We start from the raw sequence: 15,702 nt of genomic DNA, 5'->3' as shown, positions 1-15,702 counted from the left end.
GTCGCCGTGTGTCGCGTCAGGAATGCGACGCTGCGACGTCCGTGCTGACGCGACGCTGCGACAGCTGCCTCGACTGGTTCGTGTCGTCGCTGTCGCGTCAGCGGTTCTGCTCGGCGTCATGTCGCAAGCGCGCGTGGCACTACGCGGCTCGTGTCGCGGCGCCGCGACGGACGACCTGCGCGAACGCGTCGTGTCGGGCCGACATGTCGGCCGCCCGAGCAGGTCAGCAGTACTGCTCCACGCGATGTCGTGTCGCGGCGTTCCGGGCGCGTCGGGCGGCGACGTCGTGATCTCGATGGTGAAGATCGCGTCGGGCGAGGACGCGTGGCGGTACTTCCAGGACTCTGTCGCGGCCGAGGCGGGTCGCGGTGACGCTGTCGACTACTACGCCGCCGAGGGCACACCGGCCGGCCGCTGGTACGGCGCCGGTGTCGCCGGTCTTGGGGTCGCCGAGGGGCGAACCGTGACGCCTGCCGAGCTGTCGCATCTCTATGGTGCTGGCGCTCACCCGTTGACGGGTGAGCCGTTGGCGCGGAGGTACGTTGTCGTCGCGACACTCGAGGAACGGATCGACGCGCGCGTGAAGCAGCTCGACACGTCGCTGGACGACGCGACGCGCGAGCACGTTGTGGCGAAGATCATCGCCGAGGAGACCGCGCACACCCCGCCGTCATCCGTCGCCGGGTTCGAGCTGGTGTTCAACCCGCCGAAGTCGGTCAGCGTGCTCTGGGCGCTGTCGCCCGCATCAGTGCAGGAGCAGATCAAGGCCGTCCACGAGCAGGCATTGCAGGAGACCCTCGCGATCCTCGAACGCGACGCGCTGCGCACCCGAGCCGGCACTGGCGGCGTCGTTCAACTCGAGGTGCTTGGCGCGGTCGCGACAGGATTCGACCACTGGGATTCGCGAGAGGGCGACCCGCAGCTGCATACCCACCTGCTGATCTCGAATCGCGTCCAGACGACCGACGGACAGTGGCGCACCATCGACTCGCGGCATGCCTTGTCGCCTCACGTCGTCACGCTGTCCGAGACCTACGACGCGGCGCTCATGGATGCGCTGTCGAACCGACTGGGCGTCCAGTGGACCGAGCGGTCGGTGGAGCGTTACCCAGAGCGGTACGCCCGGTTCCTGAGGGAGCGCGACCTCAACGACTCGCAGGAGAGCCGCGCGCTGTTCGCAGACGAGCTCGGCGTCGCCGCACGGAATCGGAAGTGGGAGATCGACGGTATCCCGTCATCGCTGCTCGACGAGTTCTCGCAACGGTCGACGCAGATCGCACGGGCTAAGGACGAGTTGATCGAGGAGTACCGCGCGGCGACGGGCAAGGAGCCGTCGCGGTTCCAAGTCTGGAGGATGCGGCAGGCGGCGACTCGGCGCACCCGCGCATCCAAGACCGTGCGCTCGCTCGAGGAGCTGTCGGCGTGGTGGCGAGACCGGGCCGCACGCATCACCGACCCCGACCGGCTCGTCGGACGCGTCGTGGAGGCCGGACATCGACGCTTGTCGTCTCACTCGCAGTGGTCGCTGCACGGCGATGACCTTTCCGACATCGTCGATGTGGGTGAGATCGCCGGCCGCGTGCTCGCCGCGCTGACCGGGTCCCGAGCGACGTGGACTCGAGCCAACGCGATGGCGGAGGTGCATCGTGCGCTCAAGCCGGTGACGTTCCGCAGCATCCTCGACCGCGCTGACGCGTCGTGTCGCGTGCTCGAACAGGTCGTCGCGGCCGCGGTGGCGCTGACGCCTCGAAACCCGCTGCACGCGCCACGAGAGTTCCGGCAATCGGATGGCGCCAGCGCGTTCGCGCCGACCGCGCGGGAGCTGTTCACCACGCGCGCGCTGCTGGATGCTGAACGTCGCCTCGTCGCGGCATCCCATCAGGCCAGCGACCTCCGCGTCACAGCGGACGCGATCGCGATCAGGCTCGACACCGCCGACAGTGAGGGTCGGATGCTCGCTGACGACCAGCGCGACGCAGTCGCTCGCATTGCCACGTCGGGACTCGCCGTCGACGTGCTCGTCGGCCCGGCAGGGGCGGGCAAGACGACGACCCTCGCGAAGCTGCGCGAGCTGTGGGAGCACGAGTACGGGCAGCACTCGGTGATCGGACTGGCTCCGTCGGCCGCGGCCGCTCGCGTCCTCGGCGACGCGCTCGGCATCGAGACCGAGAACACCGCGATGTGGATCACAGGATCGACCGGCGATCGACCCCGGTTCGCCATGCGCCCGGGGCAGCTCGTCATCGTCGACGAGGCCGGCATGAGCGGCACCCTCGCCCTTGACGAACTCCGCGCGCAGGCCGCGGCCGCAGGGGCGAAACTCCTGCTCGTCGGCGACTGGGCACAGCTCGGCGCCGTCGACGCGGGTGGCGCGTTCTCGCTCATCGTCGCCGAGCGCGGCGATCGCGCCGCACAGCTCGACCAGGTGTGGCGATTCGCGGCCGAGTGGGAGCGGGATGCCTCGGTGCTGCTGCGACTGGGGGACGTCGGCGCGATCGACACGTACGCAGCGCACGACCGCATCGAGTCGGGCACCAGCGACGAAATGCTCGCTGACGCTCTCGCCGCATGGCAAGCGGATGTCGCAGCGGGTCTCGATTCGCTGCTGATCGCATCGGACAACGCCCAGGTCCGCACGCTGAATCTCCACGCCCAGAAATGGCTGAGGAAAGCCGGCTGGCTCAGCGACGAGTCCGCCGCGATCAGTGAGCAGATGCGCGCACACCTCGGCGACAGGCTCGTCACCCGGAACAACAACCGGACCCTCCGCGACTCGCACGGTGAGTGGGTCCGCAACGGTCAGGAGTGGATCGTCGTCAGGCTACGCCGCAACGGTGAAGCCGTCGTTGAGAACGCGGATGGCGCACGTGTGACCCTTCCCGTCGCGTACCTCAGGGAGCACGTGCAACTCGCATACGCCACCACGGCACACCGATCGCAAGGACGAACGGTGGACACCGCGCACATGCTCGTCGACGAGAGCACGACACGCGAGGTCGCGTACGTCGGCCTCACCCGCGGCAAGCACTCGAACAAGGCATACGTGACGGTGGGCGTCTCCGACTCGGACACGAGCCGACAGCTCGAGCGTGGATGGCGCGACGTGCTCGAGTCGGTGCTCCGTTCGGCCGGCGCGGATACGTCCGCCACCGCAACGGCTCGAGGCGAGTACGAGCGAGTGTCAAGCATCCGGCAGCTCGCGGCCGAGTACGACACACTGGCCGCGCACATCGCCGCCGAACGATACGGCGCTGTGCTGAACGCGTCGCTCGGGGAGGAACAGCACGCGCAGCTTCGCAGCCATGGCGGCTACGACGCGCTCGTGGCGCTGCTGCGTCGCGTCGACGAACAGCAACTCCCGGTCGCTGAGCTCATCTCCGAAGCCGTCCACCCTCGTCGACTCGACACCGCCGACGACGCGGCCGCAGTCATCCATCAGCGGCTCACCGATCGTCTCGCCCTCGCATCGGCGAACGCTCCCCGCACGAGGCGCGAACGCATCGCCGGCCTCATTCCCGTGATCCGCAGCGACAACGCGGACATGCAGCGTGCGCTCGACGAGCGAGCGACCGCCATCCACGAACGCGCCGAACGCGTACTCGACAACGCGATCGCCACACGTGAACCGTGGACCTCGAGACTCGGCGTGCCAAGCGGAGACGACTGGCGCGAACACGCGGTGACGATCGCCGCCTACCGCGACAAGTGGGGCGTCACTTCGTCGACGCCGCTCGGCCCCATCGATGACCTAAACCATCAGCGGCGCACCGACTACGAGATCGCTCACACGGCGCTCTCCCACGTCGAGGCAGCTCCCCCGACCGTCAGTCGGCCGCGCTCGGACGACGGGTCGCGTCGCCCACAGATCCCCGCCGAAGAGACGACACGTCAGCGGATCCGTCTACCGTGAGGGCCATGCGGCATAACGACCACTACAAGACGCTCGGGATCACCCCTGACGCCTCCGCCGAGGCGGTGGAGGCGGCGCTCACCGAGCGCGCGTTCGCCACGCACCCTGACTTGGTCGGCAGCCGCCGCACCACCCGGGACCATGCGCGCGTCGTGACCGCCGGCGAAGTCCTCACCGACCCGGTACGTCGTGCCGCGTACAACGCCCAGCTTGAGAGGGCGCGCGAGCACCACCGCCTTCCGGACTGGATCGTCGTTGTTGCGGCGATCATCGTTCCGGCGGTCGTGCTGATGGTCGCCTTGGCCATGCTGTCTTCGGCGGCCAGTCGCCTTCCCGCCGCAGCCGAGCCCGCTGCCGTGTCGCAGATGTTATCGCTGCAGCTGGTGCTCGTCGGCCTGGTGGTCGCGGCCGTGCTCGCGTATCTCCCGCGGCGGAGCTTCCCACGCCGGTCCTTCGCGGCGCTCTTGGTGGCGGCGATGGGCATGGCCCCGCTGGCGGTCCGCTCCGCGGACCTCGGCACTGTCGGACTGCTCGTGTTCTACGGCGCACTGCTCATGGGCCTCGCCGTGCTCGCAGGCGGTGAGCTCATGATTCGGTTGATCGGGCTGTGGGCGAGGAAGCGGTGGGCCATGATGCTCGAGCTCGCCCGAAGTGGGGACATGCGACTGATCTACGTCGAGCGGGCGCTGCTGTATCCCTCACACTCGCAGGTGCTCGGATACGACTTCTTCACGGGCGACTGGCAGACAGTCGACCTGTGGGGTCGCGCGATGGCCGGGTATTGGCATCTCGTCGACGGCCGAGGTGTCGTGAGTGTCGAGCCGCGATTGAGTCGGCGTAACCAGCGCCTCATCGATCCTCTGTCCAGATGAGCCGGTGCCGACCTTGCTCGAGCTTGTCTGACCGGCTCAGCGGGGAACGATAGATGCCCCCGCGAACTCCACACCCTGGTCATCCGACCCACAGCCCGGAGCGCGAGTCGACCGCGCCCTTTAGCATTCTGCAGAGTCGTTGGAGTAGCCCCGGCGATCCAGCGACTCGACGACGGCATCAAGGGCGAGCTTCACCATGCGATTCAGCACTCCCGTTCGCCCGAGACGTTTCGCCAGTGAAGGGCTCACGGCGTAGTACACCTTGATCGCCGTCCTCCCTGTCGCGGTCCCGGCGAGCTTCCGATCGCGGAATCGACGAAGGGTGAGGACTGGAGGTGCATCGTACGATCCGTAGACTGCCGTCGCGATGTAGCATCCTCCGCGCGGCGACTCGGCACTTGCCTGGAGCTTCGCGACGTTCGCATAATGCTCACGAAGTTCCCGGACCATCGCTGGGTAATCCCGGGGGAGGCGATAGTCCGCATTTCCCGAAATATCGCGGAGGTACGCTTCCAGGCTCGCCTCAGAGGACGCCGACTTGAGAAGCCGGCTCAAATGGTCCTGAAAGGTAGTCGGCCGCTCCTTCGCGGGAGGCCACGGATGCGGGTCGAGCTGGAAGATTGTGAGCGCCCTCATGAGCAGGAAGTTGCCGTCTAGGAGATCACCAGCACACGCTACGGTCTTGTAAAGGCTGAGTAGCACTCCCGTGTAGACCGTGCCCGCAACACGAGTCAGGCCCATGTAGATCTTCGCCGACGCCAGGAATTGTCCTTCGCGCTTGAGTTGCACCGCCTGCCTGATCTGAGCCTCCCAAGTGTCCGGGTAGGCGGCAGAGCTACTGCCGAGCTTGCTTCTGGAAGGAGTTGAGTCCCACTCCGCCATGAACTCGTTCAACGCCGCCCTCAGCTCATCAAAGCGCCCGTCTGGGGTGAACCGGTTCGGTTGGTGCGGGGTAATGATCCACTGACCATCCGCTGAGGATCGCAGCGCTACGAGAGACTCCTCCTTGTCCTCTCCTTGAGTACGAGGAGCGCTCTTTCTTCTGATCGTCTCGAAGTACTTCTCACGCGTGAGGCTGGCCCTGAGGTATGAGGGCTCTGCGTTCTCGTCGAGCTCGATCAGCAACGCACCAATGTCGTCGAGAATCAACAAGTCCTCGTTGACCGCGCCAGGCACGCGGCGCACGGCCTCCCCGTAGAGCACTTCCAGTTCGCGCTGCCTGCGATCTCGTGCCGCCCAGCGTTCCTGTGCTTCATCAAGCAGCCCGGACTCGGCAAGCCGCTCCTGCAGGGCTACAGCAAAGCCTGGGGAGTTCACGGGAATGTGGCGCTGGTCCTTGATTTCGCTCTGCCAGCGGCGGAGGTTGTCGGCGACGATTCTGAGTACGCTTTCGTCCATACCCGTGAAGATTCCCTTACTCTCGGTGTCGGGCTTGCAGCTAGGCACGCGCCGCTAGCCGCGGTTGCTGCTGAACGTTCTGACGCGATGGCGCGGTCAGCCGCCGGCGTTGAGTTTGGCCTCGTATTCGCGGGCGGACTCCATGAGTTCGGCCTCGGTCACGAAGTCATCCCACTCTCGCAGATACGGCCGGATGACCTCTGCTCCCTTGTTACACCGCACATCGTCGTGCCAGTCCTCGTTGTAGCTCGGATCGTAGTTGCAGGACCACCCGAAGACCCCGTCAGCAGCCTCCTGCTCGGCTCGGGCGATATCGACGTCCGTCGGCTCATACTCCTCCACGGCTCGAGCGCCGGGCGCTCATTCGCAGCCAGGTCCATTGCCTCAGTTGAGTAGTAGCCCGAGCACCCAGACACGCCGAGGCCGACGAGAAGGACGAGCGCCGTCTGGCTCCAGCCAAACAACGGGGGGCGATTCATGGACTCAGGCTAGCCAAGCGGGCCAGCCACGTGAGGCGGGATCCAACGCCCCACTTGTAGGGGTGGTTTCGACGTGCAAGTGCTGCTATGGCTTCTGTGCGGCTGCGCTGGATTGCGACGCCTGACTGCCCGGGGCAAGAACCGTTCTTCGTAAATGGTCACCCCGACCTGCCTCGTCACCGCGCGGCTATCACTGGGCAGAACGATCGGGGCGGAGACGGGCACGCGGATTATCGCGCCCGTTTCGGCTACTTCCGGTGCGAGTCGAAGGCTGGGTACCCCTGGAACGCTGCCGGCCCATGCGACCGGATGAAGGCGGTGTGCACTCGCTCGCAGGCTCCGCGTAACGTCGTGTCATAGCCGAGCAAGGCGTTCCGGAACTCAACTCGGTATCGAACCTCGCCATCCAGCCGAACGATGGTCACGCGCCCGTACTCACGCTCGTAGCTGTCGAGGAGCCGCCATTGCCCCGGCTCTGGCTCATCGGCGGCCAGGATCGGGTGCCATCGAACGACCATGACTCGAACATAAGTTCGAATCCTGTGAACACCAAGCCGCACCGGACGAAGGGCTCAGCCTCGTATCGCATTCGCGACGCGCTGGTTGCTGCCACGCTCCAACGCCGTCCGGGCGCGTGGGCGCGAACTCACCTACCGGCGTGCCACGACGGTGGACGCATCCACGGCGGCGAACATCGTCGGCCGCTCCCCCGTCAAAGGCGCAGTCGGACCCAGCGCCGGCGCGCTCGGCACGCTGCCGATACCCCCGTAGAGGGCCTGAATGTGCGCCGATCGCCCAGCGGCGGTGCCGAACTCCCGGACCTCGACCCCGGCTGGCCCGATCGTGAGCAATCGCGCGTCGCCGTACTCGTCGCTGACGAGGAGCAGCTGCTGGGGCGCGACGCCGGTGGGTGCCGGCACGATCCGCCAGCCGGCCCGCACATTCGCCTGCACAAGCTCGCGCACGCTGCCCGCGGTCACGACCGCGCCGCTGCGGTGCGCCTCCAAGACTCTGCCCGAAACCTCCTTGCGGGCCTGGCCTTCGCGGACCTCTGCCACGGCGCGTCGTCGTACCTCGAGGAGTACGTCATACGGCAGCTTGCAGACCAACTCACGCGCACGCGAGTCTAGGATGACCTCCTCATGCAACCGCTCGGCGTGTTCGAACTGATACACGTCGACCGCGCGCCGGAACCGCAGACGATCCCGAAGCCGCGCGGCCCCATCGTTCCACTGGCTGATCAACTCCGGCGGAGTCGGCTCGTCCTGCCTCCTGATCCTCGTCAGCTCGACGTAAGAGCGCCGCCGAGCGAAGAACGCATCGGCCTCAGCCGCGTTCCTGCGCTTCTCGAAGGCGAGGACCCGCCGGATCCTCCGTGAGGGAAGACCGGCCTTGGCAAGGGCACGTTCGACACGCTTCTTGTCACGTTGCTGAGCCTGGTACCGCTCGCGCTGCTCGGGCGACGGCGGCTTCGCCGGCTTCGCGCGATCTCGCTTCTCGTTGTCCCGCCGCGCGTCCGCTCGCACCTTGTCGGGCGTTCGGGCCGCATCCCGGCGCGCTTGAATCGCTTCCTTGTTGCGGTGGTAGTAGGCCCGCTGCGCCTCGCGGTACTTCTCGGGGTTCGCAGCCTTGTATCGCTCGCGCGCGGCCTTGCGCTTGTCGGGGTTCTGCTTGCTCCATTCGCGGACACGCTCGACTTCGCGCTCTCGCCGCTTCTTCTCGGCGGCTTGAGCTCGCATGTAGTTGCGATTCTGCTCGCGAAGCCGCTCGAGATTCTTCTTACGGTGTTCCGCGCGGTAGTCCGGATGGGCGTCCCACCACGCACGCTTACGCGCCCGGTCCCGGGCGATGCGTTCCTCTTCCGGGAGGGGCCGAGTCATTCTGCTGTGGCGTCCGGGTCCGCCAGGTCCGACAGCGCCGCGAAGAGCTCTTCGCGAAACTCGCTCGGGTCGACGATGGCTCGTCCCACGGCATCCCTGACCGACCCGAGCGCGGCGCCTTCGAGGTCACCGAGCGGTTCGACGCACCAGGCAACATCCTCATCGAGACGGTAGTCCGGTTGGTCGACGTGGATCTGGGGGTAGTAGATGAACGCGGCGATCGCAGTGCGCTGCAGGGCAACGTCGATCTGGTCCTGGGTGCTCATAGTGGAGGTTCCTTTCGTTGTCCCTTTGGGCATGACGTTATTGACCGTGGCGGCAGTACGGCCCGCACCACGGATTGCCGTGGATCGGCGGCGACCATCGCGCCGCCGCATGCGTGTACGTCATCGGCGCAGGCGGGCGATCGCTAAGCCTGGCGCCGTCCCTGACGGCATTGGTGTCGCTGAGCCCGCGCTGTGGCGGGACCCGGATGCAGGCGGCGTGCTCTGCTGAGTCGGTGCCGGCCTTCGATAGGCCACCGGGAGCCGCCCGGCTGGGTACGCGCCGATATCGCGGGGGCCGTCTGCTTCCCCGGTGCGCCAGAGCTCTTCGGCGACGGTGTCGACGTATCGCTCGCGCTGTTCGACGGAGTCGAACTCCCATTCCTCGGTGTCGCCCTCGATGTACAGCAGCGCTCGTGGCTTTTCGTAATCGTCGCTGAACATGACGACAGTGGTCGGCCACCGCCCGAGATCCCAGCCCTCGGCAGCCCAGTCAGGGACGGCGCGCCAGCCGGCGCCCTCGTTGACCGCGATGAACTCGTACCCGTCGCCGTGCGTGGGAACGACGCCAGAACGGTGGGAAGGCACGGGGACGCCGCTGTCGGGCGCCTCCGCCGGTTCGGGGGCGTCGCGCGCCAGGTCGTCGCGCTCGGTGGATGTCGCCCGCGTGAGCCATCCGCGATCGGTAATGTCCTTCGCCATGGCGATCTTCCTCTCGCTCACCGTCACTGCCCCCAAAACGAGATCTCGTGTGGGGGGCATTCAAGGTATGTCAGTCAGCGTGTGACGCTCGCGGCCTGCTCAGGCGTGTGGTGCTGCGCCTGCGCGGGCGCCGGTGCTTTTGGGCCGCGTTCGATCACCACCCGCCCGCTGGCGAGGTCGGCCCCGATGGCCTGGATCGCGAACTCGTGCGAGGAGCGCGAGTTGCCGTCCTTGTCCTCGAAGGTCGAGAACCGCAGGTCGCCGGTCGCGACGAACGCGTCACCAGAACGCAGCGTGCCCTCGATGCGATCTGCGAGGGGGCCGTACCAGACCACCGCCTCGTGGAATGCGCGGTGCGACACGACGGGGTACCCGTTCTCGTCGCGAACGAGCTGGCCGTTCTCGCGTTTGAAGTCCTCTTCGACGAACCGAAAGCGGAGCTTCGGCCCATTCTCGTGCTCGGACCGCGCCGGGTCCGAGACCAGCCGCCCCTTGAGCGGGATGTTCTCCTTGGTCGTCGCCATTGCTTCCCTCATCTCCCCTGGCGGCCCAGCGAGTCCGGGCCGTTCACAGGTCAGATGGGGTTCGACGCGCACCTCGCCCCGGCTGCCGACAAGGTGCGTGGCATCGGAGCACGGCGAGAGCGTGCTCGTTCGCGAGCCGCAATGGCATCCGCTGGCGCAGCCCGAGTCGGTCAAGGAGGTCGTGCACCTCGTCGTGCGCCTGGCGGTGCAGTGGCACGAGGTCTTCGTGCCGTTCCGCGCCGAGGCGGGCGTACTCGAGGTGGTGCAGGTCGTCGCGGAGCAGGTCCCAGTCCCGGCCGCACACGGCGCACACGAGCGGCATGCAGGTGCGGGCGGACTCCTCAGCCGCCCACGCCACGCGACGCTCACGCCACGCACGTGAGTCGATGTACGCGTCGTAGCGCCTCTTCCGCTGCCGGGCGAGCCTCTGACGGGGCCCGCCACGGCTGGCCGGGCTCATCCCGGGTTCCGCTCGTTCCACCGCCGCAGGCGCGCCGCGTATGGGCTCGCCGCGGAGAGTCGGGCGGCGACCATGTCGCGGTCGGTCTTCAACTGTTCGGCGATCGGGAGCGCGATCCACGGGGTGAGTTTCACGATCGCTGGCTTGAGCTGTCGGAAGAACACCAGCGCGGTCCCGAATGCGAGGGTCCTGATCTCGCTGGCTCGAAGAACTCGCTTCTCCTCGCGAGCGTGCTGGTACGAGACGCCGCTCTCGGACGTCGAGAATGTGCGCCGCTCGAGCTCCACCTCGCCGACAAGCGTTTCGAGATCTTTCAGATCGGACGGGTCGGAACCCCCGGGCAGGACGATCTTCAGGCTCGCGGCACCCCACAAGGCGCGCGCTCCATCGCGACCCCACGCCATCTCAGCCTGCGAGATCGACTGCAGCACGACGATCACGGTCAACCCGGAGCCGCCACTGTAGCTGATCAGCTTCGGCAGGGTCGGGATTCTGAAGTTCGCGGCCTCGTCGAGGATGAACTGCACGGGCGGGTCGAGGCGCGCGTCCGGCGACGCGCCCGCGATGCCTTGGGCGACCGCGGAGATCTCTTCAACGAGTGCGACGATCAACGGCTCGAACGCGGCCGCGGATGCTGCATCACCGATCAGATACAGGGTGCCGCGCGACATGATGAACTCGAACGGGTCGAACCCCGCATCCTCCGCGGTCGGCGACATCGATGCGCGCACCTTCGGGGAAGCCATGTACGCGACGTCGGCGTACGCTGCCGCCCAGTCATTGCCGCGCTGCTCGGGGCTTCCGGTGAGGACCGCGTTAAGGGAACGTGCCGTGGCACGGTCGGAGTCGGGATGCGAGTTCAAGATCTCCAACGCTTCAGTCTTCGCGAGGTTCGGATCACTCATCCACCGCCAGAAGTCATCAATTGTGCGCTCGTCGAGCGCGGCCGCGTGGAACAAAGCGAGGATGATCTTCTTCGACGTCGCCTCCCAATAACCGGTGTTCTGGACGCCATCGAATCCGTCGCTTGGGATCAGCGACGCGAGACGACGCATTGCGATGTCAAGATCATTGGCGCCTTCCAGTGGTGACCAACGCAGTTCGTTTCCGGCGCCGGCCGCGACCCCTGCAGGGTCGAACACGAACATCGGCCCTCCGGCGCGCTTGCGGTGCTCCATCGTGAGGAGCAGGTTGTCCGCGCGGGTGGAGGTCGTCACGACTGCGCCCATCGCCTTTGTCAGCATGGGGACGACAAAGTTGAAGCCTTTGCCCGATCGGGACGGGCCGATAAGGATCGCTGAGTCCTCCACGCTCATCCAGATCGGCAGGCCGTGCGCCGCCCCGATGCAGTATCCGACCTCTTCTGGCTTCGCCGTCTTCTTGTCGATCGACGGTCGAAGGGTGGTTGCACGCCTGACCAGCTGGGGGCCGCCGGCGTGCCTCTTCAGCTCTGCCTTGCTTGCAGTACCCTTCCGCAGTGTTTCCCCAAGGCCCGAACCTCGGCGCTGCCGCAGCCACAGCACTACTGGCAGCAGCATCAGAGCGACGGCAAGCGCCACCAGTCCCCAGTGCACGGCCCCCGGGACGGGCTGCCCTGTCACGATGGTCGGATCGGGTTGCGCGTACAAGCCGAGCAACTGCCAGATCGACAGGTGGGCGACTGGTTTCGAAGTCGCCACAGCGAGCGCCCAAGCTGTTCCGGCCTGCGCGATGATCAGCGCAGCCACGACGCCGACACCAGCCAGTGCCATATTTGCGCGCCAAGCATCCGGTGAACGCATCCGTGACTCCCTTCAGTCACGGTTGTGATGCTGACTCTCGCGCACTCACAGTCAGAGTTGCGGTGAACAGCCTTGGCTGGCCTTGACTGCCCGGCAGTGCGGCGACGCTTGAGAACTGGTCACTTTTCAACGCCTTGGTATCCAGCAGCTACGCTCGGTGAACTTCTGCCCAATGGGCACGATATCCGCCGGGTAGCCGGCCGGGAGCTTGATCGAACTTCGACCCTTCTCGTACTTCTCCCTTTCTGCGCCCTGCCATGTTCTGTTCCTCTTCCGACACGTCAAGCAGGCGCGGAATGAGCCTCAGCGGGCAAGTTTTCGGAACGCGCCGGCTCTGTCGCCCACTCGGCCGAAATGACGCTGAGCGCTCCGACCAAGCGCATCAGGTAGTCGGCGAATGCTTCTCTTTCTCGAAGCTCCGACGCCGACGGAAAGGGGAGCTCCGCGGTCCATAGCGGAAAGGACTCGCCGGGAACCCGCGAGTACCGGCGACTAATGTCTTGTCCCGTACTGGCCGCCTCAGGGTAGAGGAGCACCGCGAGGGACGGCGAATCGTCGTCCATCTGCGCGAGGTGGCTGTACGCGAACAGCTGGTAGCCGTCGCCTGAGCGGATGTACCCCAGGTCGATCTTGTACTTCGCGTCGACTGCAGCCACGCGGCCGTCCGGCAGCCGGACGAGGAAGTCAATCCGGCCGGTCTGCGGCGGACGAGCCGGATCGAGCGCCCACGGCCCGCGCGTCGTCGCTTGAGGGCGAACGTCCGTCCAGAGAATCCGCAAACCGCGCTCCAGCCACTCCTCCCACGCCTGCTCCATAGGCAGGCTCAGAACTGGAGCGCGCTGGGCTTCGTCGCGCCCCTCCGTCGGCGCCACCCCGTGCCCGCGGAGGACCGGCATGGCTGCCGCGATGGCCGGCTTCCATTGTTCATCCAGGCGCCCGAAGTAAGAGCGCTCGGCGAGGAGCATGGCACTCGGAGGATCGAGTACGGTCACCCCCGACAGCAGCTGGAGTAACCGGGCCGCACGATCGCGTAACCCCGTCGCGACTGCGCGCAGTCGCAGGTCGTGCTGATCCGCAACGGTCACTCGAAGCGCGGCCGCAGCGATCTGCAACACCGGCGTGTTGGTCGTCAACTCATCGAACACCGACTCGACTCGAGGAACCCCTGACCACTCGGAGCGCAGAAGTGCCCCCTCCACCAGGCGGCCTCGAGGAATGGTGAGCTCCTCGTGGCGCTCCTCATAGCGGGGGCGCGCGAGGTAGATGACCCGCTCGAGCTCGCCAACCATCCGGAGCTGCTCCATCAACCGAAGGAGCGATCGGGAGTACCGGCCCCGCATTGAGCGGTGCCCGCGGAGGACACGCGACCGCTCGATGATGAGGAGGAGACGTAATAGCGCTTCATACAAGTCATCGGGCGTCGCCTCAGGGATCGCCGCGCCCGAAGGCGCCACCGCCTCAAGTAGTCGACGTCCACGACCGTCGTCGTCATCGCCAAGCTCGGCTGGCAGAGAAGTCACAGAGAGCGCGATGGCCTGAGCAGCGCTCCGCTCAGTCGCGATCTCGGCGACATCGAGCTCATACAGGACGACATGGGTCGTCGTCCCGGGCTGGTGCGCAACAGATCGCGCGCGGCCTGGAGCGGAAGACCAGGGCTTAGGGAGGACAACGACGGCTACCGCGCCCGTCTCGCTGCCGTCGCTCAGCACTGTAAACCCCGCGGTGGAGCCATCAGGGCTCGCCCTCAGTGCGATCGACGCGAGGTCAGCCATACTGTCTACGTTTCCGCCGCCGGCGCTTCGACGGGCTCCTCAGTCTGCGCTTTGTCGCCGCCGCCGGTCTCCTTAGGCCCGGCGTGTGCCGCCTCCGGGCCAGGCGCCGCCTCAATGACGGCAAGACCGCGCGTCATCCCGCGCCCTTCCTCGACGATAGTCAGGCCGAGACTCTGGGCGAGGAATGCATCGAACTGCGCCAGCGCCGCCTCCAGCTTGGCGCGCGCCGCCTGCTCGAAGCTTGCCTCGGTCAGCCACTCGGCTCGTCGAGTGCCCGCCACCAGGAGGCCGGCGGCGTAGGCCTGTGTCACCGTCTCGATCAGCTGCGGAAGGATCGCGTAGCGCCACACCCACCACAGGCGGTCGCGCTGCTTGGGCTGAGCAGGGATGACGCCCCATGTCCGGGCCTCGCCCTCTTTCGGGCGCTGACCGGGCCGCGACGCCCTCCAAAGCGCGTCCGCGCGACTGAGCGGGACGACGACGAGTTCCATCGTTCTATCAGTCCCGCTAATCGGACGAAACAGCGCAATGTGGCCCGTCAGCTCGGCCATCGGCAGCGCCGACTCGCCCTCGCCATTCTTTGAGAGACGGATCGTGTTGTTCGCCGAGTTGCGCGTGATCGCCGGCGTGTACGTTCGCCCGCGGAACCGCGTGACGACTTCGCCGGCGGACCCCTGAGCGGTGGGGACTTGCATCGGGTCGGCGAAGCCGACGCCAGGAAGAAACGCATTGCTCCAGACCGTCGCCGGAAACTGGAGTTGGGAGCCGGTATCCATCCGCCCGGCCGTCGTCATCCAGAAGACTTCACCTAACGCGCCGGTCTCCAGTTCGGCCTCCAGACTCGACGGATCGACGAAGAGGTAACTATGCCCAAGTCGCGAATCCGGCCCAAGGCACTTCGTCAGCACGTCGTTGATCGTGTCGAGCGCTCCGACGGACGGCTTCCAGATCATTTCCGCTGTTGCTTCGTCGACGTCGTACTCCGACGCGAGCGCTCCGAGTAGTTGATCGCCTGACAGCGGTTCGACGGAGACGAATGCGAACCGGCGGCGAAGCGCCGCATCGAGCGGTGCAATCGAGCGGTCGGAGGAGTTCATCGTGCCAAGCAGATAGACATTGCTAGGCATCTCAAACGATAGACCCGAGTACGGCAGCGTAACTGGGGTTCCATCGACCCACTCCGTACCGTTCCACTGGGCTCGCTTACTGGCTTCAACCGTGAGCAGGAGATCGCCGAAGACCTTTGGGACGTTCGCTCGGTTCAGCTCATCAATGAGGATGAGGTAGTCGCGATCAGGGTCACTGCGTGCTGCCTCAACCACCAATCGAACAAACCCCGGTTGCAGAACGAATCGCTGGATGCCCTTCGTATCGTCGTACCGTAGCCCCTCGACGAACTCTTCGTAGGTGGTTGAGGGGTGCAGCGTGACGGAGAACGGAAAGGAGCGGTCGTTGCCGTCCTTATCCTTCATGGTCCCGGCCGTGACTACGTGTCGGCCGCTGTGCGTTAACCACGCCGCCGCAATCCGATCCCGCGCGTATGTCTTGCCAGTGCCGGGCGGCCCGAAGAGCACGACGTTCTTGAAGATCTGGAGCGCGCCAAGCGCCTCATCGACAGTGCGTCCCATGCCGTCGACTGCTTCCGCCATTAGAGCCCCTTC

At 66.5% G+C, this 15,702-nt stretch carries 12 protein-coding genes; 3 read left to right on the top strand and 9 right to left on the bottom strand.

The window, feature by feature from the left end; genetic code table 11:
* Nucleotides 1-244 precede the first annotated feature (244 nt).
* On the top strand, nucleotides 245-3,910 hold the full coding sequence (gene mobF / locus FYC51_RS14610) for a MobF family relaxase (RefSeq protein ID WP_187432680.1): 3,666 nt from the start codon (nucleotides 245-247) through the stop codon (nucleotides 3,908-3,910).
* Nucleotides 3,911-3,915: 5 nt separating this feature from the next.
* Nucleotides 3,916-4,782, top strand: a complete 867-nt coding sequence (locus tag FYC51_RS14605) for a J domain-containing protein (protein WP_148734536.1) — start codon at nucleotides 3,916-3,918, stop codon at nucleotides 4,780-4,782.
* 120 nt (nucleotides 4,783-4,902) lie between these two features.
* Here the strand turns inward: FYC51_RS14605 and FYC51_RS14600 are convergent, their stop codons facing one another.
* The 6 genes from FYC51_RS14600 to FYC51_RS14575 form a co-directional block, all read right to left on the bottom strand.
* A complete protein-coding gene (locus FYC51_RS14600; protein WP_148734535.1) occupies nucleotides 4,903-6,228 on the bottom strand; it encodes a CFI-box-CTERM domain-containing protein in 1,326 nt (441 codons plus the stop codon).
* A 48-nt stretch (nucleotides 6,229-6,276) separates the two neighbouring features.
* The gene (locus tag FYC51_RS14595) at nucleotides 6,277-6,522 is read right to left on the bottom strand and encodes a hypothetical protein (RefSeq protein ID WP_148734534.1); all 246 of its coding nucleotides are present in this window, start codon (nucleotides 6,520-6,522) and stop codon (nucleotides 6,277-6,279) included.
* A gap of 787 nt (nucleotides 6,523-7,309) precedes the next feature.
* A complete protein-coding gene (locus FYC51_RS14590; protein WP_148734533.1) occupies nucleotides 7,310-8,539 on the bottom strand; it encodes a hypothetical protein in 1,230 nt (409 codons plus the stop codon).
* Nucleotides 8,536-8,805: a hypothetical protein gene (locus FYC51_RS14585; protein ID WP_148734532.1), complete on the bottom strand. Its 270-nt coding sequence runs from the start codon at nucleotides 8,803-8,805 to the stop codon at nucleotides 8,536-8,538. The genes FYC51_RS14590 and FYC51_RS14585 overlap by 4 nt, the downstream gene beginning before the upstream one ends.
* A 120-nt stretch (nucleotides 8,806-8,925) precedes the next feature.
* A complete protein-coding gene (locus FYC51_RS14580; protein ID WP_148734531.1) occupies nucleotides 8,926-9,504 on the bottom strand; it encodes a hypothetical protein in 579 nt (192 codons plus the stop codon).
* Between the two features lie 74 nt (nucleotides 9,505-9,578).
* Nucleotides 9,579-10,028, bottom strand: coding sequence for a single-stranded DNA-binding protein (locus FYC51_RS14575; RefSeq protein ID WP_187432679.1), 450 nt, complete (start codon nucleotides 10,026-10,028; stop codon nucleotides 9,579-9,581).
* A gap of 97 nt (nucleotides 10,029-10,125) precedes the next feature.
* On the opposite strand from FYC51_RS14575, the gene FYC51_RS14570 reads away from it, so the two are divergent.
* Complete coding sequence (locus FYC51_RS14570; protein WP_148734529.1) at nucleotides 10,126-10,410, top strand: hypothetical protein; 285 nt, start codon at nucleotides 10,126-10,128, stop codon at nucleotides 10,408-10,410.
* 74 nt (nucleotides 10,411-10,484) lie between these two features.
* On the opposite strand, the gene FYC51_RS14565 is transcribed toward FYC51_RS14570, so the two are convergent.
* The 3 genes from FYC51_RS14565 to FYC51_RS14555 form a co-directional block, all read right to left on the bottom strand.
* Nucleotides 10,485-12,239 (bottom strand): TraM recognition domain-containing protein, encoded by a 1,755-nt coding sequence (locus FYC51_RS14565; RefSeq protein ID WP_187432678.1) that lies wholly within the window; start codon nucleotides 12,237-12,239, stop codon nucleotides 10,485-10,487.
* A 311-nt stretch (nucleotides 12,240-12,550) separates the two neighbouring features.
* Complete coding sequence (locus FYC51_RS14560; protein ID WP_148734527.1) at nucleotides 12,551-14,041, bottom strand: 5-methylcytosine restriction system specificity protein McrC; 1,491 nt, start codon at nucleotides 14,039-14,041, stop codon at nucleotides 12,551-12,553.
* Between the two features lie 5 nt (nucleotides 14,042-14,046).
* A complete protein-coding gene (locus tag FYC51_RS14555; RefSeq protein ID WP_148734526.1) occupies nucleotides 14,047-15,690 on the bottom strand; it encodes an McrB family protein in 1,644 nt (547 codons plus the stop codon).
* Between the last annotated feature and the right edge of the window lie 12 nt (nucleotides 15,691-15,702).

This window comes from Agromyces mariniharenae (genome assembly GCF_008122505.1).
GTDB classification, from domain to species: Bacteria; Actinomycetota; Actinomycetes; order Actinomycetales; family Microbacteriaceae; genus Agromyces; species Agromyces mariniharenae.
Note: the sequence above shows the minus strand (reverse complement) of the source record. Positions and strands in the feature narration are given on the sequence as shown.

Excerpts from the sequence above, each read along its gene's own strand:
- mobF (WP_187432680.1), top strand. The coding sequence starts at position 245 with ATGTCGTGTCGCGGCGTTCCGGGCGCGTCGGGCGGCGACGTCGTGATC.
- FYC51_RS14605 (WP_148734536.1), top strand. The coding sequence starts at position 3,916 with ATGCGGCATAACGACCACTACAAGACGCTCGGGATCACCCCTGACGCC.
- FYC51_RS14590 (WP_148734533.1), bottom strand. The coding sequence starts at position 8,539 with ATGACTCGGCCCCTCCCGGAAGAGGAACGCATCGCCCGGGACCGGGCG.
- FYC51_RS14585 (WP_148734532.1), bottom strand. The coding sequence starts at position 8,805 with ATGAGCACCCAGGACCAGATCGACGTTGCCCTGCAGCGCACTGCGATC.
- FYC51_RS14580 (WP_148734531.1), bottom strand. The coding sequence starts at position 9,504 with ATGGCGAAGGACATTACCGATCGCGGATGGCTCACGCGGGCGACATCC.
- FYC51_RS14575 (WP_187432679.1), bottom strand. The coding sequence starts at position 10,028 with ATGGCGACGACCAAGGAGAACATCCCGCTCAAGGGGCGGCTGGTCTCG.
- FYC51_RS14565 (WP_187432678.1), bottom strand. The coding sequence starts at position 12,239 with ATGGCACTGGCTGGTGTCGGCGTCGTGGCTGCGCTGATCATCGCGCAG.
- FYC51_RS14560 (WP_148734527.1), bottom strand. The coding sequence starts at position 14,041 with ATGGCTGACCTCGCGTCGATCGCACTGAGGGCGAGCCCTGATGGCTCC.
- FYC51_RS14555 (WP_148734526.1), bottom strand. The coding sequence starts at position 15,690 with ATGGCGGAAGCAGTCGACGGCATGGGACGCACTGTCGATGAGGCGCTT.